Here is a 23,726-nt window from a genome sequence, read left to right as displayed (position 1 = left end):
GGATGGATTAGCGTTAGATTTAGAAGCGGCGGCGTTCACGATTCATCGTATTGGCATCCCAACGATGACGAATCCACTTAGCCAGTTCGGTAATCAACAACACGATGGCGCCAGCTAGGATTGGAATCCCCCAACCATAGTGGAAGTTTACATCGGTGGTATGGAAGACCCCTTGCATCGCGGGCCAATAAATAATACCGGCCTGCAGAATCAATAGGATCCCGACGATCACGAAGCTCATCTTGTTGCGGAAGAAGTATTTCGAGAATACCGGATGGTCGTTCTGTAAATTAAATAAGTAGAAGACCTTCCCGAAGATAATCACGTTCAGTGTCATGGTACTGCCGACCACGGCCGAAAGTCCTTGCGCCGTCAGAACATCGTAGGCAATCATCCCCAGCCCCGAAATCAACAGGGACACGTAGGTAATTTCAAAGATGTCCAACTTGGACAGGATCCCCCGACTAACATCCCGGGGTCCCCGACGCATGATCCCACTCTCGGCGGGCTCGAAAATAAACGCAAACTGAATCGTCAGGGCCGAGACCATGTTGATCCACAACAATTGCGTTGGGAACAACGGTAACGGCTGGTCCATCAGGATACTCATCACGACGATCAAGCCTTCGGCAAAACTGGTCGGTAACAGGAACCGAATCGTCTTACGAATGTTGTCGAAGACGTGACGACCCTCGCGGACAGCCCCCAGGATTGACGTGAAGTCATCATCGGCCAAGACCATATCGGCGGAGTCCTTGGCGACGTCGGTTCCCCGAATCCCCATGGCCACCCCAATATCGGCCTGCTTCAGGGCCGGCGCATCGTTCACCCCATCACCCGTCATGGACACCACGTGCCCCCGTTGTTGTTGGGCCTTCACGATTCGCAACTTATCGGCCGGCGTGGTCCGGGCAAAGACGGTGTAGCGGTCAATCTGGTCCGTCAATTCCTCATCGGATAACTTTGCCAACTCCGGTCCGGTGATGGCCTTGGCCTGCTCCGAAAGATTCAGCTGTCGGGCAATCGCCGCGGCGGTTTCGGGGTCATCCCCCGTAATCATCTTAACCTTAATACCGGCATACCGTAATTGACGAACGGCATCGGCGACACCCGGGCGAGGCGGATCAATAATCCCGGCCATCCCGGCTAAATGGAAGTCCTGGCCAATCTCAAGGTCATCGACCTCGGTCACATCGCCGGCAACGGGCTGATAACCCAAGGCCACGACCCGCTTACCTTGACGAGTCAGCTGCGATAATCGCTGTTGCCAGGCAACTTGGTCGATCGTTTCACCCTGCGCGGCCATCTTCTGCATCAAGGTTTGGGGCGCCCCTTTAACCAACAAATAGCGTTGGTCGGCGTGGTCAACCAGGCGGGCCGAATAACGGATCGCCGAATCAAATGGTCGCGAATCAATCTCCGCTGGATCCGGATCGGCCCCCACTAATTTGTGGTAGAGCGCGGTCAAGGCCCCATCGGTTGGCTCCCCGGTTAACAACCACTGCCCATCTTCCTCATGGAATTCGGCATCGGAGGTCTGACCGGCAATCTGCACCAACCACTCTAAGTCAGGATCGGCCTGCCAGGCAACGGTCTGACCCTCGTCGGTTTCGACCTGGCCGGTGGCGTCATAACCCACCCCAGACACGGTGTAGGTGTCCTTAGCGGTTAAAACATCGGTCACGGTCATCTCGTTCTTGGTTAAGGTCCCGGTCTTATCGGTGTTCACAATGTCGACGGCCCCCAGCGTTTCGACGGCGGGTAGCGTCTTCACGATCACATTTTGCTTGGTCATCTGTTGGGTTCCCATGGCCAGAACCACCGACGTACTTGCTGGCAAGCCCTCAGGCATGGACCCCACCACCATGGTAATGACGGCCACCAGCAGGACTGGCAGACTGTAGACATGGGTGATCATCCCCAGGATGAACAGTAAGACAGCGGCAATCAGGATAGCAATCGACAGACCCAGTCCCAAGCGATTCAGGTTCTTCATCAGTGGTGTGGCCTGCTGCTTAACCTCGGCCACGTTTTGCTGAATGTGACCAATCTCGGTTTGGGCACCGGTCACCGTCACGATTCCACGGCCAGACCCATTGGTCACGGCCGTGGAGGCAAAGGCTTGGTTCGTCCGTTCGGCCAACGCCAGGTTGGCGACGGGCAAGGGATCTTCCCCCTTTTCCACGGAGTCGGTCTCACCGGTCAACGCGGATTCCTGAATCTTCAAGTTGTCGGCATCGATGAGTCGCAGGTCGGCGGGGACCGTATCCCCGGCTTCCAACTGCACGATATCACCAGTCACCAGCTCGCGCGCTGGCAGCGTGACCTTTTGCCCGTCACGAATGACCACGGCCTCGGAAACCAGTAGGGCCTTGATCCGGTCAAGCGCGTTGTCGGCCGAGCGTTCCTGGAAATACCCGATGAAGGCATTGGCCACAATGACTAGGCCAATAACAATGGAATCGGAGTAATGGTGCATCAGGAATGTAATCAGGGCGGCGGCTGCCAGGATATAGATGATACTGTTGTTAAACTGCTTCAGAAACCGTAGCAGGTTGGACTGCTTCTTCGCTGTCAATTCATTCGGACCATTCTGCCGTAGTCGTGCCTGCGCCTCGGTGGTCGTCAACCCGGACTCTTGATCCGTGGCATAATCGACAAGTAAGGACTCAGTCGAACGCTGCCATAACGGCGGCTGGATGGGTCCAGGGTCAGTGGTTTCTGCTTCAGTTGGGGTGGAACTGGTTAATTCTGGTTCTTGCGCCATATAAATAAATCTTCCTTTCAATATAAATGCTACTTGGTATTAGCGATCGGGTATGGGTAACGTCACGTTACGTCGGTCCAAGGCGTCCACCTTCCTATCTAAGATTAAGTTAGTTCATTTTACCAAGTCACCCCTTAAATTGCATCTATTACGGACTCAATTGAAGGAATTTTTAATTATGGGGTGAACCAAAAACAGGTCTAATCAAACAAGCACCTTGTATTTCCACGAATCTCCGTGTAAGCGACTGACGGCCGCTGTCATTCATCAGATTGTGACCGGACAATCTATCCCGATGATTGGTGCGGCTCTACAACGCAATCAAACACAGGCAGGTCTCGGATCCCCCAAGCAAAGGTTCAATCTCGGTAGTCGCATTGTCACCCTTTCGCCAAATTAAAAAGCGGTCCTCACCAGCGTGGTTGCTCTCATGTCAACCACGCTGGTGAGGACCGCTTTCGCGTTAATGTTTACGGTTAATACGCAACCTTGAAGTTGGTCTGCGGCGTTCCTTGAACGTCGGGATGGGCTTCAAAGTAGTCTTGAATCAATTCGGCCATGTCCCGATTGACTTCGCGAATCACCTTATCCGTGGTGAACATGGGGTACTCGCCCCCACCATTCCCCCGGTACTGATTCATTGCCACATCGATCGGTTGATCGACTAGCAAGGGTTCTCCATGATAGCGCAACTCGGTGACCCGTTGGCCCACCGGTTGGTGGAGATCAAACGCGTAGTCGATCCCACTGTAAATATCGTAGTTATAGAGCTCGACCTTGGGGTAGGTGAACGCCGAAGCAATTTGAACGGTTCCATCAGCGGCCAACTCGAAGAAGCTGGCACACCGTTCTAACGCCTCACGAACATCCTGACCCGTTAGTCGTTCGACCACCAACGTATTGGGATATGGATAACTATTCAAAACCTGACGGAGCGTCACGTCATGGGCAAAGCCCCGCACCCCGTCATTGAACAGTGCCGTGGCCGCGACATCGGTATCACAGGCCGCCATCTCAACGTCATTAATGAATTGAAGATAAGGGTGCCCGGTCAACCGGGCGGCCATATGGTCGGTCACGACTAAACTTTCGCCAGAAATGTGGCCGGTTGGCTGGTCGAGCCAGGTCTGAACCCGTTCTTGGATTGGGTCCGTCAACACCTGTAGCTCGGGATCTGGCGCGGCATCGGCCACCGGCAATAACTTTGCCTGGCGGTCAATCACTCGTCGATTCGTGTCTAGCCGGAGTTCAATCTGGCCCACCGCAATGCCCTTCTCACCGGGTTGAGTGGTGGCCACCCCATGATAGACCCCAGCCAATTGGCGATGCTGGTGGCCCGTCACTAGGGCGTCAATTCCCGGTACGGCGGTCATTAATTGGTAGCCTTCATTCTCTCCGGTCAGGCGTTCGGTGGGCTCACCCGTCTCCAGATCGGCCTCAAAGCCGCCGTGATAGGCCACGACAACCAGGTCGGCCTGAGCCTTGAGCTTCGGCACCCAGTGCTTCGCCGTAGCAACGGCAGATTCAAAGGTCAGCCCGGCAATATGGTCGGCCTTCTCCCAGGTTGGCACGTAAGCCGTCGTCAGGCCCAAGATGGCAATCTTCAGGCCTTTCTTTTTCACAATTCGATAGGGGGCATCGACGATCTTTTGGTCCTCGGCCCCGCCAATGTTGGCCCCTAGAATCGGATAGGTCCGCTGGCATTCACAGTTACGAATATAGTCGAGCCCGTAATTAAATTCATGATTACCTAGAACCCCGGCATCATAATTAATGATTGAGGTTAATTTGGAAAAGAGGGCCTGGTCCTTAGGGGCTTGCTTAGCCAAATAACCGGCAAACGGGGCCCCCTGAATCCAATCCCCATTCTCAATGGCAATGACCACGTCGTCTGGTCCGGCATGCTGCTGAATCTGGCGAATAATCGTGGCCGCCTTCAGCATTCCGTACGGTTGATAGTCATCCCGACTACTATAACTCGTGGGATACACGTGGCCATGAACGTCGCTGGTCGATAGAATTTTAACCCGCATCATTAAATGAGCCTCTTTCGTAATTGTTCTGACAAGGAATCAATCAGGAGCACCATGACCACAATTCCCAGGAGGATAATGCCCACCCGTGGCCAGTTCCGTGTCTGAATCGCAAAGATCATGGGGGTACCGATACCACCGGCACCCACCATCCCTAAGATGGAAGCGGAACGAACGGCGATTTCAAACCGATATAACGTGTAAGAAATGAATTCCGGCATAATCGTGGGCAGAGTCGCCAGCATGAAGACCTGTGGGCTGTTCCCACCGGCACTGACGATCGCCTCTTCGGCACCCCGGTCCATGTTTTCGATGGCTTCACTAAACAGCTTGCCCAACATCCCAATCGAGTGAATGCTGACGGCCAGGACCCCGGCGTAAGAACCCGGTCCAACGGCCTTGATAAACATGATGGCCAGCACAATTTCTGGGAACGTCCGGATTAAGGTCAGGACAATCTTTCCACTCCCGGAACGCAGACGGTAGTGTTCCTTCTCGCTCCGGGCGGCCCAAAAGGCAAACGGCACACTGATCAAGGCGGAAATAATCGTCCCCAAGAAGGCAATTGCCAACGTTTGTAAGATTAAGGAAACCAGGTCTTCCCCGCTACCGTTATAGACATACTTCCAGTCCGGGTTCACCAGGCCGTGAACGATTGACTTGGAGACGGAACCGGCCGACTCTTGAAGACCGGTGAACTGAAGACCACCGATTGCCCAGACGTAGATAACCGCGACGACGATCAGCCATACCAGCCAGTTCCACCGCCGCCAGAGGGAAAGATGGGGTTTATTATTCGACATCATTGCTTGCATATTAGAGTAGCACCCTCCTTAAGTGGTTACTGATACCATCAATGATCAAGACCACCACGATGGTTGCCAGGATAATGACGGCGGTCGCCCCATAGTTGAATTCGTTCAGTGACCGTTGCAGGTAAACCCCGATACCACCGGCACCCAGGTACCCCAAGACGGTCGAGGCCCGCACGTTAATTTCCAACGTGTAGAGAAAATAACTGACAAATTGATTCATAATTTGCGGTAGGACGGCATACCAAATGATGGTAATCTTGCTGGCACCCACGGACTCCATGGCCTCCAGCGGTCCCATATCGATCGTTTCAATCACTTCATAGAATAGTTTCGAAATCATCCCGAACGAGAAGATTGCCAGGGTAATCACCCCAGCCGTCGACCCAATCCCGAAGATCGCGACGAAGATGGCTGCCAATAACAAGTCGGGTAACGTCCGCACCAGGTCCAAGACCAGTCGGTCGAACCCCCGCAGAAATTTATTGTGAACCAGGTTACCCGCCGCCATCAACGCAAACGGAATGGCAAAGATTGTTCCGATGGTCGTCCCTAAGATGGCCATCTGAATCGTTTCAATTAAGGGCTGGATGATCACACTCAGGTAGTCCCAGGTTGGGTTGGACATCCGAACAATTAAGTCGGCAAATTGGTCCAGGTTGCTAAAGAACATGCCAACATTAACGTCGGTCATCTTGGAGGAGCCAATGAGCAGTAGAACCATCAAGGCCGTCCAACCGAATCCCTTAACATGCCAGCGTTGGATCCAGGAACGACGAGGCAGATTAGCATTTGTCATAGTCGCGCCCCCTAAATGGCCTGGTAGATCTTATTCAGATCTGCCTCGGTCACGGCGCTAATTGGTTCATCGTAAACCAATTCACCGGCACGCAGGCCCACAATTCGGTCGGCATATTCACGGGCTAATTCCACCGAGTGCAGGTTCACAATGACCGTGAGCCCATCCTCCTGATTCAGACGCTTCAAGATATCCATCACGGTTTTGGTCGTCAAGGGATCCAAGGAAGCGATGGGTTCATCGGCTAGGATAATCTTGGGGTCTTGCATTAACGTCCGCGCGATGGCGACCCGTTGTTGCTGACCACCAGACAGCTCATCTGCCCGTGCATAAATTTTTTCGGCCATGTTGACCCGATTCAATGAGGTGACTACCTTTTGCTTATCCTCCGCGCTGAATAAACCCATCACACTCTTCCAGGTTGGGTAGTAACTGACCCGCCCGGATAAAACATTCTTTTCGACACTAGAGCGATTGATCAGGTTAAAGTTTTGGAAGATCATGCCGATCCGGCGCCGCAGAGTGCGGAGTGAACGTCCTTTATAGGCACTGACCGCTTCATTCTCGACGTAAACTTCACCCTCAGTCACCTCATGCATCCGGTTAATCGTCCGCATCAGGGTACTCTTACCGGAACCAGATAAGCCAACCACCACTAAGAATTGACCCTTGGGAATGCTAAAGTCGATATCCTTCAGACCAACAGTCCCGTTACTGTAGACTTTACTAACATGTTTAAAACTGATAATTGGTGCTTGTTCCATTTCGTAGGCCCCCCGTAAAAAAGTAGCCAGGTGCTCATCCAAGCTTGCCCCGCTACTTTCAGATATCGTCATTATTACTAATTATTTATCGAGCTTTGCGGCTTCCTTATCGTACTTCCGGATAATATCAAAGTTACTATCCTTGGAGTCCGTGTAGCCTTCATGTGAGTAGACACTGGAGATAATGTCATGACCCTTCTTGGTCTTCGCAATATCCTTAAATGCTGAGGCAATCTTCTTTTGCCACTTAGCACTCATGTCGCCCCGTACCGTAATCGTATCGTTAGGAATCTTAGCGGTCGTGTAGATTGGCACAACCTTCTTCATGATGTCCTTTTGGTCATTCATAACCAGCTTACGAGCGCCTTGGAAAACAAAGGCGGCATCCGTGTTCTTGTTATAAACGGACAGAACACCTTGGTCATGACCCTTCACTTGAACGGTCTTGATGCCGTTCTTGTTAATATTGACGCCATGGTCCAGCATTTCAACGGCTGGGTAAACCCATCCGGCAGTTGACGTCGTGTCTTGAACGGCAATCTTCTTGCCCTTCAGGTCCTTGATCGACTTAATGCCGCTATCGGCCCGAACCAAGATTTGTGCCCGGTAATAGTCAACCAGCTTCTTGGTATTTTCATCGTTTGGTTCCTTGACACCGAATCGTTGGGCTTGCAACAAAACCTTGTCGCCATATTGCTTGTGAGCCAGAACATAGGCATCAGGTGGTAAGTAACCCACGTCAACCTTCTTAGAACCCATCGCTTCAACAATCGTATTGTAGTCGGTTGAAACGCTCACCTTAACCGGAATTCCCAATTCCTTCTTCAGTAAGCCTTCAAGTGGCTTAGCTTTTGCTTCAATCGTGCCTGCATTAGATGACGGAACAAATTCAACAGTTAGTTTCTTAGGGGTGTAGCCCTTCGATTTACTACTATCTTTCTTCCCACAGCCAACCAGTAAAGCTGGCAATACCAATAACGCTGTGACGGTAAAAAGCAACTTCCACTTGCCTCGTAAATGCATCAAGTTCACTCCTCAGGTATATGTATTGGACTCTCACGAACAATTACAATTCTAGCAGGAAAAAGAACTTTTACAACAAGAATTTTCCGTAAAGTTCGCAATTAGAATATTTATAATTGAAGATTCGTTAATCCACCGCCAGGTAAACCGTAAAACCTAAACGATAAACTTTTCTTTCCATTAGACATTTGCCATCCATCCATTGTATATAACTTTAATCTGCCAACCTGTTCGCCATTCGTTGAGAAAACTATACCAATTGTTGAAAACAAGCCCGGATTTATCTGTTTTCAGCTGAAAACAATTTCATGAGTTAGTTTAAGAACCCTTTTCAGCGGTCGAAAAATTGTCCTCATCTTAAATAGTAAGCCAACCGAACCTTCTGACTCGACCGGATCGCTTTTGCCCAATCATCACGATCATTGATCACTGTCAACCGAATAAACCGACCCAGTAAATTTGTAATATTACAAATCGCCAGAATCGCCCATTGGCCTTGATTTCTTTGTTATAGTAAAGGTGTCGTAAAACAATTGCTTAACAAACAGACGACAAACTAAAGCTTTTTTGATGACCGCCGTCAGGGTACCCGGAAAATGCCTTGACCTGGCCTGTCCTCAAAATATATCGATTAACCCGCTTGAATCAGACTAAATCCCAGTTCGATTCAATCGGGTTAATTTTTTTGGCCTTTTTTCGACTAAAGGTCGACACAAAAAACAGAGTTGAGGAAATCCCTCGACTCTGTTTTTTAGTTAACCGCGTTCATTTAATGTTGCGGCCAATCGCTGTAAGACTCGCGCCAATTCCGAACGATCCGCATCAGAATAGTCCGCTAGGCGTTGGCGGAAAGCGGCTTCCCTGGCAACCTTCACTTGCAATAAGGCTCGCTGCCCCTGTTGGCTTAACGTTACTCGTCGAATTCGCTGGTCCCGCCGCTCTACCTCCATGAGCCATCCTGCTTTGACCAACTTATCAACTTGACGGCTGACGGACGAGTGATTCCGACCAATCTGATTAGCCAGTTCACCAATGCTGATCTCCGGTTGCCGGCCTGCCCGAACAATAATGGGTAGAGCGGCCGGTTCTAAGGAGATTTCCGCTCGCTTCAACAAGTCACGGTCCTGTTGGGGTTGATTGAAAAACGTCACAATTTCAAATAAGGCTTCAAAGATTTCATTATCCATAGTTGTTATTATACCAGATTCAAGCTATAATATGTGCATGTTGCACCAATAAATAAACTTAAAAAGGAGATCACTTATGACAAAGAAAATCGGTTTAATCATTGGCTCTACCCGACCAAGCCGCATCAGCCCCAGCATCGCCAGCTGGTTACAAGCTCGCGTGACGCAACCTGGTCTAACCGTCGATCTCATTGACTTAAAGACCATTAACCTGCCATTCTTAGACGAAGAAGCCATGCCTTCCGATGGCAACTATCAACTGGACCACACCAAGGCCTGGAGCGCCTTGATTCAAGGGTACGATGGCTTTATCCTGTTGTTCCCACAGTACAATTGGGGTTATCCGGCACCCTTAAAGAATGCCCTCGACACCTTATACGCCGAATGGCGCGGTAAGCCCGTCAGTCTAGTCTCCTACGGTGGTCACGGTGGTTTTCAGGCCGCCCTCGGCATGCAGCTCGTCGTTCGGGGACTAAAGATGCCCATCATGACCAACAACCTCCGAATCGATTTGAAGAAACCCGACTTGAACGAGACTGGTCACTTCATTGACCCGGCGGCCGCATTGGCCCCTTACGAATTTGACGCTAATCAGCTGGGCGCAGAGTTTGTCCATCGACTCGGTGACTAAATGAACCCACTTTAAAAGCCGTTGCGGTTGTCCGCAACGGCTTTTTTTATAAGTTTAGCAAGCGGTCCCGTAAGGCCGTCATGGTCACAAAATCATCGGTAAAGATTCCGGCAATGTGTTTTTCAAACAACTGCTGAGCCAACTTGGGGTCGTCGACCGTCCAAATCCGTTCGGCAACTGGCACATCGTCTTGATACCGGCTCAAATGTAATCCGGCAAGATGTTCATTCTCGACCAACGCCGCCGCATTCACCACGGGCTTATCCGTTAGCCAACAGTAACTTTCATCAGGGGCTAATGCTTGGCACCGCTTGAGGGTGGGTAAATGAAACGATGAAAAAATGACGGGATGTTCCAATGGGGTGGCGTGAACCATCGCCAGAACAATTTTCTCAATGCCGGGGTACTGGAGCTTATCCGTCTTTAATTCCAGATTCAATTGGACATCGCGATGGCTAACGAGCTTTAAGAACTCCGCCAGCGTCGGCACCGCAGCCTGATTGGCCAAGTGAAATTGCCGTAATTCGGCCAACGTATAGTCCATGATCCGGCCACGACCATCCGTGGTCCGGTTGATCCGCTCGTCATGCATGATGACGGGGACCAAATCCTTCGTCAAATGAACATCAAACTCGATGCCCTCGATGCCGTGTTCGACGGCATACGTGAACCCCGCCATTGAATTCTCTGGAAACTTCTCTGGATAACCCCGATGCCCAAACACTAACGTCTTTCCTGTCATTATTCCCTCTCCTGCCTAACTAGCATGCCGCCAAGCCATTCAGCTGCACCCCTAAGATTACTTCCAGTCTACCCGTCTACCGTATCGAAGTCATTTAGTCTGTGTAAAATTGCCGTAAATCTAACGACTATAAACGAGAGTGGGACAAAAGGCGGTTAGCCGGCGAGCATTAAGGCTGCTAACCGAATAATCCTGGTCTTGGATTGTTTGGTTAGCAGTTTTAAGCGGAACCGGGTGCCTTTTTTCGCACGTTTCGACCATATAGATGGGTACACGAAAAATGAATCTGGGGTTTTGTCCAAGGCTTTCTGCTTAGTCTGACCAAATGTCATCCGCGATCTGCTTAACGAGCTTCAGCTTGGCCCATTGTTGGTCTTCGGTTAACTGATTGCCTTCTTCAGTGGACGCAAACCCACATTGGGTTGACAGCCCCAGGTTAACTAGCGGAACCTGCTTGGCGGCGTCCCGAATCCGAGCCTCCACGGCGGCGACGTCCTCTAATTCGGGGAATTTTGACGTGATTAATCCCAGGATCAGGCGCTTATTGGTGTCGCCGTTCCAGATCCGTTTCAACGGACTGAAATCGCCGGAACGGTCGCTGTCATACTCCAGGAATAGGCCGTCATAGTGTAATTGACCCAGGTAGTCGGCAATGTCGTCATACCCGCCGGAGAAGAGGTAGGTCGACTTGAAGTTTCCCCGACAGATATGCGTGGTGATGGTCAAGTCATCCGGCAATCCGGCCAACAATTGGTTGATCACGCGCACAGCATCCGTTGCCAAATCGACGAACTTTTGATGGGCGGCCGCGTCATCCTTAGTGGCATTCAGTTGGCTAATCAGGAAGGCCCAGGTCGTATCATCCAATTGTAGATAACGACACCCGAGGTCATAGAAATGTTGGATTGTCTCATGGTAGGCCGTTGCTAGATCATCTAGATAAGCCTCCCAGGTTGGATAGAAGTCGTGCCAGTTGTCGCTCCGATTGTCACGGAAGAGCATCGTTGGTGACGGGATCGTCTGCTTGACCAGGACATCATCTGGTACCAGTGTCTGCAAGTACTGAAAACTCTTGAAGAATGGATGATCCGGATTATAGGCGATCTTACCCACCAGATCGGCGTTATCCGTTCGTGTTTTACGCCCATGAAATTTATAGCTCTGCTGATAATCATAGTGACCAACCCCAGTTAGTCCCCAGAGAAAGTCGAGATGCCACCAGCTCCGATTGAACTCGCCATCGGTGACGTCGCGAAGGCCAATCTGAACCTGTTCGTTGACCACCCGCTGCGTCTCACGGTACTGAACGGTCTGAAGCTGTTCGGCGGTCAGTGTTCCCTGGGCAAATTGGGCGCGGGCCTCTTTTAAGGCTGCTGGTCGTAATAAGCTCCCCACGACATCATAACGGTAAGGGTACTGAATTTTAGTTGTTGTCGTCATTAATCATTCCTCCTAAATAATCACAAGCATCCGGACAGCCAATTGAGATGAAGCAACGATGCCTGCCTGCGTTCGACTGGCAGCGGTCCTCACCGCACCTGCCGGAATGCACCCATTTTCCTTCGGTCGTTTGGCGTGCACCGCCAAACGTCTCAGGGAATCAGGTCATTGCCACCCTCGGTCTGACCGTTGTCAGTCCAGCGAGGCAGCGACCACCGTCACCTAACCCACCTTTCCCATCAATCCATCGTTAACCAGAAAAAAACGCGCCCATCCCCTGAACTAATTGCTTAGTTCAAGGGACGAACGCGTCGTTTTACCACCCTAATTCACAAAGTCCTCACAGGCCTTGCCTCAACGGTACCTATTGATACCCGGAAAGCTAACGGTTCCTACCGATCAAGTAGCTTCAACCACTTGATAGCTATTGGGAGCTCATCTTCATGACGAACCACAGACCCGTTTTCACTTGACCGGGCTCACTGGACAATGGCGTCGTCACTACTCTTCTCCTAGCTGATTTATGACAGATTAATTAGAAATTAGTGATAATATTATGCTTGGTTCTCATAATTGTCAAGACCTATTTTAGGAAAGAACCACGACTTTGCCAAAGCTCCGATGACTGGCCAGATACTCATGCGCCGCTTGCATGTCCTTCAGCCCAAAGACCTTCACTGGGCTGACGTCGATGTCATGATCGTCGATCAACTTAAATAACGCCTGAATTCGGTGCTCATCAATATTGCCCGAATGAAACGCCGTCAAATAGGTATTGCTAGGGATCTTCTCGACGGGTTCAAAGTCTTGCAGTCCCCACTGGCCACCCAACTCACCGGTGGCACTCACAATTCCTGCTGGATTTAAATGCTGGAGCGACTCGGGAACCGTTGCCGCACCAATCAATTCAAGAATCTTATCGTAGCGTTGTCCCGTCGGCAGTTGACCATCTTGGTCTAGAACGACCTGATCAAACCCGGCCGCCAGCAATTGGTCGCGTTTGGCCAGGGATCTCGTGCTACCGGTAACCGTCACTGATGCCATGGCATGCGCCAGTTTAGCGGCCGCTACCCCAACACCACTCGTGCCACCACGAACCAGCATCGTATCGCCGTCATGGAGCTGTAAACCTTCCAGGGCCCCGTAGGCCGTATAGTACGTTTCAGGAACCGCCGCCAGATCGGACCAGGATAGGTCGGTCGTTACCGGAAAAAGTTGCTCATTTGGAATTAAGGCGTATTCGGCATAGCCCCCGTCATAAGCCCGGCCCATTTCGCCCATGAAGGTCACCACTTTCTGACCAACCGGCAGGCGTTCGGCATTCGTGGTGTCAGCGATGACGCCAACGGCTTCAATCCCTAAGATACGGGGAAACTTAACGCTAGGAGACTCGCCATCCCGGGTAAAGATTTCCGAATGATTGACCCCACGGCCTTTCACTTCGACCAATGACCACCCCGGTTTAACGGTCGGACGGGGAACCTCCGTGTATTCAAGAACCTCAGGTCCTCCTGGATGACGCACCACAATGGCTTTCATCATAATCCCTCCCACTTAATCTAATAGTCCATGACTCTTCAGATAATCACGAGCAACCGTTGCCGCCTTCTCGTGTTTAACCGTGACGCGATAATTCATCTTCTGCATATCGGTCGTCGTGACCTTGCCGGCTAACTTGTTCAACGTTGGTCGGAGTTCTGGATGGGCCGTTAGCAGTTTCTCCGTCATCAATGGCGCACCTTGATAAGGTGGGAAGAAACGCTTATCATCCTTCAGCGTCACTAAATGATATTCCTGAATCTCGGGATCGGTCGTATAGCCGTCAACCAGGTTCACCTTGCCATTGACAATCGCCTTGTAACGGATCGAAGGTTCCATCGTCTTGGCGCTGGCAAACTTCAGGTTGTAGGTCTTGCTCAGACCCGGATATCCGTCCTTCAGTTGATAGAAGTCGGGGTCGAATCCGGCATGAATCTTGCCCTCAACCGCTGTCAGATCGGAAATGGTCTTCAGGTGATACTTGGCCGCGAAGGACTTCGTTACCGCCAGGTCATACCCATTTTGATAGGCCATGGGTTTCAGATAGGCCATCCGATATTGTGACTTCAGGGCCGACTTGGCCACCTGATAGGTCTTGGTCGGATCGTGGCTAGCGGACTTCTGTCCCTTAACCAGCGATTCCAACACTGTCCCGGTAAACTCGGGATAAATGTCGATGGACCCCGATTTCAACGCCTTGAAGAGGAACGAGGTTCCCCCGAAGTTGGCCTTCGTGGCCACCTTCATCCGTGGGTGATCATGCTCGATTAAGTCCTTGTACATATTGATTAAAATTTCGGGCTCGCTGCCCATTTTCCCGGCAACCGTAATCGTGGTTTCCGGGCTAGCAATCTTACGATAACCGGCAAAACCACCAATCAGGACCACCAGGGTCGCCAAAATAATCCCAACCTTCTTGAAGGACAATCGGCCTAGCCAGTCGATGGCCGCCCCAAAGATCAGCGCCAAGAGGGCCGACAGAACCGCCCCAATAATCAGTAAGGCATTGTTATTGGTTTCAATCCCCAACAGGATATAGGTCCCCAGGCCACCGGCGCCAATCAACGCCGCCAGCGTTGCGGTCCCGATAATCAGGACCATGGCGATCCGGATACCGGATATAATCATCGGTAGGGCCAATGGCAATTCGATCCGGAACAATTTCATCCGTCGGGACAGTCCAAACGCCGTCGCCGCCTCTTCCAGATTCGGATCGATGGTGGTCAAGCCGGCATAAGTATTTTGAAAAATGGGCATTACCGCATAAATGACCAACGCGATAATCGACGGAACCGTCCCAATCCCAACAATCGGAATTAGAATCCCTAACAACGCCAGGCTGGGAATGGTTTGGAGAATACTCGTGATCTGAAGCATGATGTTGGCGGACCGCTTATGATTCATCAACAGGATGGCCAGTGGAATCGCAATCAATGCCGCAATTAACAGCGAGATCAATGACAGCCCAATATGTTGGCCAATCGAATGGACAATGTCGCCACCCTGAGTCTTCAGAATATGCAAAATGTCTTGCAAGCTAGTCCACCTCCTTCATCGCTAAATAATCCAGCAGGTCCGCGGTAGATAGTTCGCGAGATCCGCTCTCAGTAGCCACTACGGCCGCTGACGTCGTCTTTAAGGCCGCGGCCAGCTCACTAACCGTTGACGTGGTAGACAGGCTGGGAGCGGCCGCTGTGGCCGTTCCGTAACCGTGGTCTAACAGGCGTTGAATGGTCTCCGGTTGGACCGCCTGTTCCGTTTCAAAGAACCCACGAACGAAGTCGTTGGCGGGATGTTCCATAATATCTTGACTGGTCCCCACCTGTTGAATATGACCAAGCCGCATCACCGCAATGTGTTGGCCCAGCCGCAAGGCCTCGTGCATATCATGCGTCACAAAAACAAAGGTCATCGACAGTTCCTTATGGAGCCGCAAGACCAGGTCTTGGAGTTGTTTTCGTGAAATTGGGTCCAACGCACTAAAGGGTTCATCCATCAGAACGACCTTAGGCTTGATGGCCAGTGCCCGAATAATTCCGACCCGTTGTTGTTCCCCACCCGACAGCTCACTTGGCATTCGCGTGGCATATTTATCGGGGTCCAAGTCAACCTGCTTCAACAAGGCCCGTGCCCGTTCAATTCGTTCTTTACGGGGCCAGCCCAACGATTCCGCCTGAATGGCGATATTTTCTTGAATCGTTAAGTTAGGAAATAACGCAATGTTTTGCAGGACATAGCCCATTTGAAGGCGTAACTGTTTTAAATCATAATCGATAATCCGCTTATCATTAAAGTAAATATTGCCATCGGTGGGCTCAATTAGCCTGTTAAGCATCTTTAACGTGGTCGTCTTACCACTCCCACTAGGCCCAACCAACACAAAAAAGTCTCCGGTTGGGATCGTCAAATTGAGGTCGTTGATGGCCTGATTAGTGGTATAACGCTTACTGACATTTTTGAATTCTATCATGACAACCTCCAACTTGTTATTTTATCTTCTGTTTTCTTAATTTTACCGCCGACGGCGGTTAGGAACGCCGTCCTATGGGGCCCGGCCGGAGCCAAAAAGCGGTCTCCGGCCTCGCCTTCAAGCCGCACATAACCCGTGAAGCTTAAAGGTCGGCTCGTGGTGTAAGGTCGAAAGGCCCCCGCCCTAATACCACTTTCACAGGACTCTGTTCCTAACCACCTCTGGCTAACCCTTGTTATAGCCAGACCTACTGGTCAACAGAGCCCGATATCGAGCTCGATGATTCACCATTAATCCTATTCATCTCAGGCGATTAAGGCTGATAGTCGTTCGAATCTCACAAACGACCATGGTTTAAATAAATTTAGGCCTAGACTGTTTTGGCTATTCCGACAATCTACGCCGGAGACAGCCAGACAGAGCCCCGTGGATGTGGCCTAAGTCGGGGGGATTCCCCGGCTTAGGCCACTGGCCAAGCTTTAAGCCTCACGGTCTTGGTGAGGCTTAAAGCTGCCCTGAAGACCGCCCCTCAGGCTTCAGGTCTGCCTCACCGGGCGGCGTCTGGCTGCCGTAGGCAGCCCAATCTAAACCAATATAATCAAGCCGAATTGCTTTCAACCATTAATTATACTGTCTTCAGTTGTATTTCCTATCAAAGGCCCTCATGAATTACGACCAGCAAAAAGCAATACCAACCACTATACCTTTTTTCTCAAGAACTGTTAATATTTTAAATAAAGACTTTGACGCCAAAACATTTAGAAAAGAAGGGATACCCGTGACTGATCCCACTGATATAGAAATTCTCAAACACCTGAACCGCAACTGTCGGATCAAGATTAACCGCTTAGCAGAACTCGTCCACTTAACCGCGCCGGCCGTGGCCGCCCGCATTCAAAAGATGGAGGACGATGGTGTCATCAAGAAATACACCATCGAAGTCGACCTCGAACAATTGGGATTTGACCGGCAAGTCTTCATTCAGGTCGCCCTAAAGGCCGACAAGCGTCCCGCCTATAACCAGCTGATCGCCGACTACCGCAACGACCTCCGCCACCATTATCGAACCACCGGTGAAAGTGGCTACCTAATCGAAGGCGCGTTCTCGACCCGCCGGGAACTCACCATGTTTCTGGCTCGACTGGAGGCATTGGCCAGCTACAAAGTCATCGACGTGATTGGCGAAGACCTGTAGCCCACCAATTCACCACACGAACTTCTTGCGTCGGTGAATGAAAAGTGCTGTAATCAGGTTGGTAAAACATTGAAAAAATCCGAATTAAATGATCAAAAATATTAACTGAGGTGACAGTAACATGGATGAAGTTGTACAGGCGTTAAGCGATATCGTCAAGCTAAATACGGTCAATGGCCATGAAAAACTGGTGGCCGACTACCTGGTCGACCTCTTGCAACAGCACGGCATCACCGGCAAGACCTTTGAATACGCCCCCGATCGGGTCAGTGTTGTCGCCGAGATTGGTGATGGGCACGGCCCCGTTGTTGGTTTCGATGGCCACTCGGACATTGTTGCCCTAGGAGACGACACCAAATGGCAAGTCCCCGCCCTCTCTGCGGCCATCAAGGATAATCTGATGTTTGGCCGAGGAACCTCCGACATGAAGTCCGGCTTAATGGCCGGTGTCTTTGCCATGATTCATTTAAAGGAACAGGGCGTGACTCTTCATGGCACCCTGCGGCTGATGGCCACGGTTGGCGAAGAGTATGGCCAATACGGTGCCAAGCAATTGGCCGCCGCCGGCTATGCCGATGACCTAGACACCCTGATCGTGGGTGAACCCAGCGGGGCCAACAAGCAATTGTTAAAACAACCTGCTATTCAGGCCATGTTGCAAATTGACAATGCCGGGGCGGAAAAGCTCCTGGCCGCCAACCACAGCACGGAACAACACTTCATCGAATTAGCTCACAAGGGATCGCTGACCTACACCGTTCATTCCAAAGGCGTTGCGGCTCATAGTTCAATGCCAGAAATCGGCAAGAACGCGATTACGCCACTGATGGCCTTCTACCAAAAGGAAGAGGCCTACTTCGATAGCATCAAGCACTACCGTAATCCGGTCTTGGGACCCGTTACCCCAGTCGTGACGCTGATCAATGGTGGTGAACAAATCAACACGGTTCCTGCCAGTGCCGAGATGGCCGTTAAGATTCGAACGATTCCCGAACTGCCAAACGCCGACATGCGGGCGGCCATTGAGCAGATCATTGCCGACCTGAATGCCGCCGGCGCCGAGCTTTCGCTAGAAGTTCACAGCGACCTGCGCCCAATGCACACGGCGGATGATGCACCACTGGTTCAAGCCGCCAAGGCCATCGGTTCGTCCAACTTGGAACAAGCCTTACCACTCATCGGGGTTCCCGGTGGCACCGATGCTTCCTCCTTCCTCGCGGCCAACCCCAACATTGACGTCATCATCTTTGGGCCGGGTAACATCACGGCTCATCAGGTCAACGAATACGTGGACCTCGACATGTATCACCGCTTCATCACGATCTACGAACAACTCATCACTCAATTACTGAAATAACCAGCCAACGCAAAAAAAGGCGGTCGTCAACTTGACGATCGTCTTTTTTCGTAAAACTATTCAGAGACTGAGCCGCCATAGCGGTTTGCTCACCACCTTTAAATCACGCCGCTGCCGGCCTGATTTATTATTGAGGGGCATCCTGCAACGACCAGGTAATCCTTGTTTGGTACTTACCAGCCTTCGAACCACCGTTTAACTCCAAGAGGACACCGGTGTCGGCCTTCCAGTCGTCCGTCACCTCGTACTTCCCATCGTTAACGGTCTCATCACATGAACGCGTTAACACCGTCGTTGGCGTGTTAGTCAACGATAGACGGCGATCGCCATCCACGTAGACCACCCGTCCGGCCGCCGGTTTCCCGTCAACCATCAGCGGTGTTGCCTGCGCCGACAATGACCAGCGTTTATCCTTACCACGGGTATCTTGAATGGCGAGCTTCCAATTATCGGCACGCTTAATCAATTGGGGGGTACCAGACAGTGTTCCTGACTGGAAGTTCTCCTTTGGTGATACCATGGCAAATTTGAGTTCACCCGCAACCTTGATGTTCACCTTCACCCGGTGCGAGGCATCTCCGTGACTCGTCACCGCTCGTAGGAATAACACGTTGTTCCCCGGCTTCAATTGCTTGGCCTTGAGGGGCAATCGGATCAGGCCATCGGCATTCACCTTCAGATCGGCCAAGGGCTGGTCATTTAAGACCGCCTTCACCTTGGTCTGCATGTTCATGTCCATGTCCCCGTTACACGTGACGACCACCTTGCCAAGGACCGTCGTGTCCTGACCGGCTTCAAGCGAAACCGAACTAGGACTGATGACCTGCAAGTCAACATCGGCATGGGGATTAATTCGAAACTGTGTGGTTGCGATTGATGCCACCCGCGCCGTCGACGTGAATGAACTCCCAACCGCTGGAACCATCTTGGTTTCCTTGACCTCCATCGCCTTACCGAAGAAATTAATCATCGCGGAGTCATTAACCTCGCTGAGCTCTTGGTCCAAACGAACCATTAGCTGCCGATCGGTCATCTCATCTAGCGACAGGACCTGTTTCTTCCCGTTGCCATAGATGATTTCCGCCCGCTCATAATTAATGCCATCGGGTAACCGGAGCTTCGCCCGAATGTCTGCCCAAGTCTGCCGACCACTCTTATAGTTCAAGTGGTACGCCACTTGTAGTTCATCCCCACTAACCACTTGGTCTCGCGGTGACAACACTTGTTTTCGTTCGACATCGATGATTTCCCCTGCGGTATCGACCACAATCAATCCGGGAATGTTTTCAAAGATGACGAGGTTATCGTCATGCGTGGCCCCCGTTGCGGAGGTAAAACCCCAACGGACCTTCGCTGGATCGTTCTTAGCGTGGGGCCAAGCCGGGTCGATCTTCTTCGGATCGATGTGCACGGTCTGACGCATTCCCGGCAAGGGATTATTCGTTGCCGGATCGCGATCATCAAACGCGTAGGTCATCTGTTCGGTCTTGGGGTCCCAGCGTAATGACAAGTGATGCCACTTCCCCGTGGCCAGGAAGTCCGGGTTGTTGGGATCAACCAGCACGCCTTGGTGAACCATCGAGTAATGATAGTCGGTTTTGCTAAGCAGACCGCCCAAGAAACCCTTGTCGGTCGCGTGTTGTACATACGTCGACGATTGGGCTGGATAGTTGGAAGCAATGTGCACAGGTGCTTCATTCAAGTCAAAGGACTGACCTTGGCCGGCCGCCTTAGCGCCATCCATGCCGTTATGCCGCGTATCGAACTCCAAGGCCCAGCTATTTTGAATGGCTGTTTCGGCCAAATGAACCTTCGAGCCTTGGTGGGCCAAGTTGTCGGCCGCCCACACACCCAGCGTTTCACTGGGCAGTTTGGTCTTCTTGCCGGCCGGAGATGTGGCTAGCGCGCCTAGGCCCGCCTTGTCGTTTTGCAAGACGAAGGCCATCCCGCTACTAACCGGGCTCTCTTGGCTCCCCAAGTACAGCCACATCGAAAACTTCTGGACCTTCTTCAAGTCCATATACCCTGAGTCGGTCGACCAAATCGCCCCAAACTCATACGGCCCTTCATGCAACCTGGCAATCTGGGTACCTGGCGTTTCAGAATTCTTACCGTTCACAATGGAGGTCGAACTCTTACCAGTCGTGTCTACCGTGAGAAATGGATTGGTCTTGTTGATTAAAATACCTTGTGGCGCAGTTGCTAAAGCGTCAGAATAATCAGCACGAGCTGTTATTTCATTACTCCCTAGACAAACGGCCAATAGAATCAAGCTAGCGCTCAACCACCGTTTGAACAACTTGCATCCCTCCTATTTCGTTAATTTTTCGTGGTGATCACGATAGAGCAGGTAGCCGATAACGGCTAACAACATCGCAATCAGTAATCCTAACAAGGCATACAGCCAGTAGTTAGGTTGCTTGGTTGGCGTCAAAACAGTCTTGTTGAGCCGCCGAACCGTCGTGCCCTGAATGGTAAAGTTGCGTTTGAACTGCCACTTCTGGGCGCCCGCCTTCGCCGACAGATAAAGTGTGTAGCGACCAGACGGGAGATTCTGGTTCCCCCACGGGATACCAAAGTTAAAGTTGCTGTTTGGCGCCATCCCCATGCCGGACTGTTGTTGTCGGATGAGGGTTTGCGTCGACCCAGCATTAGTCACTCGGGCATTGACCGTGAGTTTTTGCATAATCCCGGGCTGCGAGTTTTGCAGGTTGGCCGTCACCAAGTTACGCCGGTTAACCTGTACCGCTTGAATCTGGTGTAACCGTAAGTTCGGGGCAATGGTTGTCGTGTTTTCACGTAACCGCACCCCAATTGCGTAGGAAAAGGCATTGTTCAACGTGATCGCCGCCCCGGAATTCTGGGTCTTAGGCGGTACCTGTTCAACGTAGACCCCACCAAGAATAATGCCCCGTAGCTTCTTCGCTGGCATCTTGTACGTCAATGCCACGCGCTTCTGGGTATTTGCCGGAACCGTCACCTTTTGGTTGGAGGCCTTCGTGAAGATGTTCTTGATGCCCACCTTCAACGACGGATCCAACTTGGGATTTGTCTGACTATAGTCGATGACCCCATTATCATTGGTCACCGCTTGATTCACACTTACCCAATACTTTTGCCGCGAGCTACTCGTGTTATTAATCACAATAGTTAGGCGTTGTCGAGCGTTCGGCTTGGTCCGCAGGGCAAAATAATTCACCGTGGGATCATCCTGATTGCTAGGCAACACCGCCCGTACCGTATAACCAACACTATTAGCCGCGGCCGTTGGCATCTGGCCAGCTAGACTCATCATGGCAAACCCCAACGCCAATAGAAATTTCAGTCCTCGTTTCATTACCGACTCCCCCAATCAGTCGTCAGAAAAATTAACGATTACTAACCTTGCTCAGTGGCCTATTGTGGTGTATCGCTCAATTGCCACGTCAGCGTTGACGTGTAAACCCCGCCCATTTGCCCAGCGGGTACCGCCAAGTTAATGTCGCCAAGACTGTAATCAGCGGTCCAAACACCTAATCCACCCTTAGCAGCGGCCGAGAAGACAATTTGATTGGTTCCCGAACCGTCAAGCTTGGTTGCTGCGCCAGGAGTTGGTGCTGCGGAAGGGTTGCCCGTGTTACCCGCGGCGATATCAGGTGCGCCTAACGAAAGAACGGCACCACCGAGCGTGTCGCCCGTGGCGTCAGTGAAAGGCGTGTTCTTCAATTGAACACTCCAGCCACTGCCTAACCCTGGGTTAGACACTTCAACGGGGTTATCTGCCGAAAGGGCAGCGTAACTACCATTGCTCTTTGTGTTAGGGGTTACATTCTTACCAAAGCTGATGTTTGGCGCAGAATCAAGCGAAATCGCTGCATTAGGATCGGTATCAAATTCCGAAGTCACCTTGGTGCTTTGGGTCGTTGACGCTGATGAACTACTACTGCTTGAGCCAGTTGAACTTGAGGTATCGGTCGTGGCCGCGGCTGCTGGAAGGGCCGCGGATAAGCCAACGCCTAATGTCAGAACAGCTAAACTACTCAGCAGAGAAATCTTTAATCTGCGAGTCATCTTACTCACTCCTCTAAAATAATCTAATGATTATCAGCTTTAGAGTAAACGAGTAGCTCTGGTAATGGTTGAACCACCCGTTAGCTAACCAACCAAGTTATTCCGTGTCGGTCACTTGTTCACCGACCATCGTTCTAAGCAATCCTAGTCAAAATCCCTTTGCTTGATTCAGATAAAATAATAACTGGTTCCGAAAAAAAAGACCAGCTTTTCGCCAGTCTTTCGTATCTAGTCAATTAGTCGTGATTGGGCACGATGGTTAAGGCCAACAACGCATTCAACCACTGTTTAGTGGCCGCGTCTGCTTGCTCATCCACCTGGAAGCCCAAGGGCCCAAATAGGGCCGCGACGGCATTCCACTGCAACTGTTCGTCTTGCAAGAGGCTCTTAACGAGTTGCTCTCGTTGCTGATCAGTGATTGGGACCGCCGTGGCAGTTAGCAAGTTGACCGCTAATTGGTGGGCAATCAGCCGCGCCCACTCGGATTGCTCTAAGGGGTGAATCACTTGCCGCCGTTCTGCCAATGGAACCACGGGCCCCTCGCGCAACAGAAACTTCTGCCAACGAGCTGTTTGTTGCCAAAGAACCGCGTAGAACTGCCACGGGACCTGATTACCAATTCGTTTGAGCGTGGCGGCGCTGATTGTCGCCACATCCCACTGGACCTGGCCTTCGCCCGCCTGCATGGCCGTTCGCAACCACTCACTAAAGAACCGCTGGATGGTCGCGTCAACTGTTTGTGGCAAGCGACTTCCCTGAACCAAGTGATACCGTCCAAGCAGGAAATCCTCCACTTGATCCCAGGCAATCGCCTGACTCGCTTGTTGTTGTTTCCGCCGCCGAAATTGCCGGAGTTGTTTGACCCGACTCGACTTGGCAAATTTGCCTGGACGACTCATCTTCGTGACCCCTTTTCT

19 protein-coding genes are annotated in these 23,726 nt (G+C 51.5%); 3 read left to right on the top strand and 16 right to left on the bottom strand.

Annotated features, from left to right (window positions below):
* Positions 1 to 19: 19 nt before the first annotated feature.
* The 7 genes from EKM96_RS00710 to EKM96_RS00680 all read right to left on the bottom strand — a co-directional run bounded on the left by EKM96_RS00710 (position 20) and on the right by EKM96_RS00680 (position 9,385).
* Positions 20 to 2,767 carry an HAD-IC family P-type ATPase gene (locus EKM96_RS00710; RefSeq protein WP_125638369.1) on the bottom strand — a complete coding sequence of 916 codons (2,748 nt, stop codon included), beginning with the start codon at positions 2,765 to 2,767 and terminating at the stop codon, positions 20 to 22.
* A 476-nt stretch (positions 2,768 to 3,243) separates the two neighbouring features.
* Positions 3,244 to 4,800, bottom strand: coding sequence for a bifunctional metallophosphatase/5'-nucleotidase (locus EKM96_RS00705; RefSeq protein WP_125638802.1), 1,557 nt, complete (start codon positions 4,798 to 4,800; stop codon positions 3,244 to 3,246).
* A gap of 2 nt (positions 4,801 to 4,802) precedes the next feature.
* A complete protein-coding gene (gene phnE, locus EKM96_RS00700) occupies positions 4,803 to 5,615 on the bottom strand; it encodes a phosphonate ABC transporter, permease protein PhnE (protein ID WP_191987329.1) in 813 nt (270 codons plus the stop codon).
* Between the two features lies 1 nt (position 5,616).
* Entirely contained in the window at positions 5,617 to 6,411 is a 795-nt protein-coding gene (gene phnE / locus EKM96_RS00695; protein ID WP_125638367.1) for a phosphonate ABC transporter, permease protein PhnE, read from the bottom strand.
* 11 nt (positions 6,412 to 6,422) lie between these two features.
* Positions 6,423 to 7,175 (bottom strand): phosphonate ABC transporter ATP-binding protein, encoded by a 753-nt coding sequence (gene phnC / locus EKM96_RS00690; protein ID WP_125638365.1) that lies wholly within the window; start codon positions 7,173 to 7,175, stop codon positions 6,423 to 6,425.
* 81 nt (positions 7,176 to 7,256) lie between these two features.
* Positions 7,257 to 8,198 carry a phosphate/phosphite/phosphonate ABC transporter substrate-binding protein gene (locus tag EKM96_RS00685; RefSeq protein WP_125638363.1) on the bottom strand — a complete coding sequence of 314 codons (942 nt, stop codon included), beginning with the start codon at positions 8,196 to 8,198 and terminating at the stop codon, positions 7,257 to 7,259.
* A 755-nt stretch (positions 8,199 to 8,953) separates the two neighbouring features.
* Entirely contained in the window at positions 8,954 to 9,385 is a 432-nt protein-coding gene (locus tag EKM96_RS00680; RefSeq protein WP_125638361.1) for a MarR family winged helix-turn-helix transcriptional regulator, read from the bottom strand.
* 76 nt (positions 9,386 to 9,461) lie between these two features.
* Between EKM96_RS00680 and EKM96_RS00675 the strand changes: the two genes are divergently transcribed.
* A complete protein-coding gene (locus EKM96_RS00675) occupies positions 9,462 to 10,016 on the top strand; it encodes an NADPH-dependent FMN reductase (RefSeq protein WP_125638359.1) in 555 nt (184 codons plus the stop codon).
* Between the two features lie 46 nt (positions 10,017 to 10,062).
* Here EKM96_RS00675 and EKM96_RS00670 read toward each other — a convergent pair whose 3' ends face one another.
* From EKM96_RS00670 to EKM96_RS00650, 5 genes are all read right to left on the bottom strand, one after another.
* Positions 10,063 to 10,758, bottom strand: coding sequence for a glycerophosphodiester phosphodiesterase family protein (locus tag EKM96_RS00670; RefSeq protein WP_125638357.1), 696 nt, complete (start codon positions 10,756 to 10,758; stop codon positions 10,063 to 10,065).
* A gap of 312 nt (positions 10,759 to 11,070) precedes the next feature.
* Complete coding sequence (locus tag EKM96_RS00665) at positions 11,071 to 12,198, bottom strand: vitamin B12 independent methionine synthase (RefSeq protein ID WP_125638355.1); 1,128 nt, start codon at positions 12,196 to 12,198, stop codon at positions 11,071 to 11,073.
* Between the two features lie 588 nt (positions 12,199 to 12,786).
* On the bottom strand, positions 12,787 to 13,737 hold the full coding sequence (locus tag EKM96_RS00660; protein WP_125638794.1) for a zinc-binding dehydrogenase: 951 nt from the start codon (positions 13,735 to 13,737) through the stop codon (positions 12,787 to 12,789).
* A gap of 15 nt (positions 13,738 to 13,752) precedes the next feature.
* A complete protein-coding gene (locus EKM96_RS00655; RefSeq protein WP_125638353.1) occupies positions 13,753 to 15,273 on the bottom strand; it encodes an ABC transporter permease/substrate-binding protein in 1,521 nt (506 codons plus the stop codon).
* A gap of 1 nt (position 15,274) precedes the next feature.
* Positions 15,275 to 16,207 carry an ABC transporter ATP-binding protein gene (locus EKM96_RS00650; RefSeq protein ID WP_125638351.1) on the bottom strand — a complete coding sequence of 311 codons (933 nt, stop codon included), beginning with the start codon at positions 16,205 to 16,207 and terminating at the stop codon, positions 15,275 to 15,277.
* A 778-nt stretch (positions 16,208 to 16,985) separates the two neighbouring features.
* Here EKM96_RS00650 and EKM96_RS00645 point away from each other — a divergent pair.
* Together EKM96_RS00645 and EKM96_RS00640 are read left to right on the top strand one after the other, a co-directional pair.
* Positions 16,986 to 17,402: an Lrp/AsnC family transcriptional regulator gene (locus EKM96_RS00645; RefSeq protein ID WP_125638349.1), complete on the top strand. Its 417-nt coding sequence runs from the start codon at positions 16,986 to 16,988 to the stop codon at positions 17,400 to 17,402.
* Between the two features lie 121 nt (positions 17,403 to 17,523).
* Positions 17,524 to 18,759 (top strand): ArgE/DapE family deacylase, encoded by a 1,236-nt coding sequence (locus tag EKM96_RS00640; protein ID WP_125638347.1) that lies wholly within the window; start codon positions 17,524 to 17,526, stop codon positions 18,757 to 18,759.
* 127 nt (positions 18,760 to 18,886) lie between these two features.
* Here the strand turns inward: EKM96_RS00640 and EKM96_RS00635 are convergent, their stop codons facing one another.
* The 4 genes from EKM96_RS00635 to EKM96_RS00620 all read right to left on the bottom strand — a co-directional run bounded on the left by EKM96_RS00635 (position 18,887) and on the right by EKM96_RS00620 (position 23,708).
* Complete coding sequence (locus EKM96_RS00635; protein WP_125638345.1) at positions 18,887 to 21,058, bottom strand: L-type lectin family protein; 2,172 nt, start codon at positions 21,056 to 21,058, stop codon at positions 18,887 to 18,889.
* Between the two features lie 12 nt (positions 21,059 to 21,070).
* The gene (locus tag EKM96_RS00630) at positions 21,071 to 22,096 is read right to left on the bottom strand and encodes a DUF916 and DUF3324 domain-containing protein (protein WP_225417529.1); all 1,026 of its coding nucleotides are present in this window, start codon (positions 22,094 to 22,096) and stop codon (positions 21,071 to 21,073) included.
* A 59-nt stretch (positions 22,097 to 22,155) separates the two neighbouring features.
* The gene (locus EKM96_RS00625; RefSeq protein ID WP_125638343.1) at positions 22,156 to 22,809 is read right to left on the bottom strand and encodes a WxL domain-containing protein; all 654 of its coding nucleotides are present in this window, start codon (positions 22,807 to 22,809) and stop codon (positions 22,156 to 22,158) included.
* Between the two features lie 236 nt (positions 22,810 to 23,045).
* Complete coding sequence (locus EKM96_RS00620) at positions 23,046 to 23,708, bottom strand: hypothetical protein (RefSeq protein WP_125638341.1); 663 nt, start codon at positions 23,706 to 23,708, stop codon at positions 23,046 to 23,048.
* Positions 23,709 to 23,726: the final 18 nt, after the last annotated feature.

Source organism: Levilactobacillus tangyuanensis (assembly GCF_003946545.1).
In the GTDB taxonomy this organism is placed as follows: domain Bacteria; phylum Bacillota; class Bacilli; order Lactobacillales; family Lactobacillaceae; genus Levilactobacillus; species Levilactobacillus tangyuanensis.
Note: the sequence above shows the minus strand (reverse complement) of the source record. Positions and strands in the feature narration are given on the sequence as shown.

Bases quoted from the DNA above. Each gene is read 5' to 3' on its own strand.
- EKM96_RS00710 (WP_125638369.1), bottom strand. From the start codon at position 2,767: ATGGCGCAAGAACCAGAATTAACCAGTTCCACCCCAACTGAAGCAGAA.
- EKM96_RS00705 (WP_125638802.1), bottom strand. From the start codon at position 4,800: ATGCGGGTTAAAATTCTATCGACCAGCGACGTTCATGGCCACGTGTAT.
- phnE (WP_191987329.1), bottom strand. From the start codon at position 5,615: ATGCAAGCAATGATGTCGAATAATAAACCCCATCTTTCCCTCTGGCGG.
- phnE (WP_125638367.1), bottom strand. From the start codon at position 6,411: ATGACAAATGCTAATCTGCCTCGTCGTTCCTGGATCCAACGCTGGCAT.
- phnC (WP_125638365.1), bottom strand. From the start codon at position 7,175: ATGGAACAAGCACCAATTATCAGTTTTAAACATGTTAGTAAAGTCTAC.
- EKM96_RS00685 (WP_125638363.1), bottom strand. From the start codon at position 8,198: ATGCATTTACGAGGCAAGTGGAAGTTGCTTTTTACCGTCACAGCGTTA.
- EKM96_RS00680 (WP_125638361.1), bottom strand. From the start codon at position 9,385: ATGGATAATGAAATCTTTGAAGCCTTATTTGAAATTGTGACGTTTTTC.
- EKM96_RS00675 (WP_125638359.1), top strand. From the start codon at position 9,462: ATGACAAAGAAAATCGGTTTAATCATTGGCTCTACCCGACCAAGCCGC.
- EKM96_RS00670 (WP_125638357.1), bottom strand. From the start codon at position 10,758: ATGACAGGAAAGACGTTAGTGTTTGGGCATCGGGGTTATCCAGAGAAG.
- EKM96_RS00665 (WP_125638355.1), bottom strand. From the start codon at position 12,198: ATGACGACAACAACTAAAATTCAGTACCCTTACCGTTATGATGTCGTG.
- EKM96_RS00660 (WP_125638794.1), bottom strand. From the start codon at position 13,737: ATGAAAGCCATTGTGGTGCGTCATCCAGGAGGACCTGAGGTTCTTGAA.
- EKM96_RS00650 (WP_125638351.1), bottom strand. From the start codon at position 16,207: ATGATAGAATTCAAAAATGTCAGTAAGCGTTATACCACTAATCAGGCC.
- EKM96_RS00640 (WP_125638347.1), top strand. From the start codon at position 17,524: ATGGATGAAGTTGTACAGGCGTTAAGCGATATCGTCAAGCTAAATACG.
- EKM96_RS00630 (WP_225417529.1), bottom strand. From the start codon at position 22,096: ATGAAACGAGGACTGAAATTTCTATTGGCGTTGGGGTTTGCCATGATG.
- EKM96_RS00625 (WP_125638343.1), bottom strand. From the start codon at position 22,809: ATGACTCGCAGATTAAAGATTTCTCTGCTGAGTAGTTTAGCTGTTCTG.
- EKM96_RS00620 (WP_125638341.1), bottom strand. From the start codon at position 23,708: ATGAGTCGTCCAGGCAAATTTGCCAAGTCGAGTCGGGTCAAACAACTC.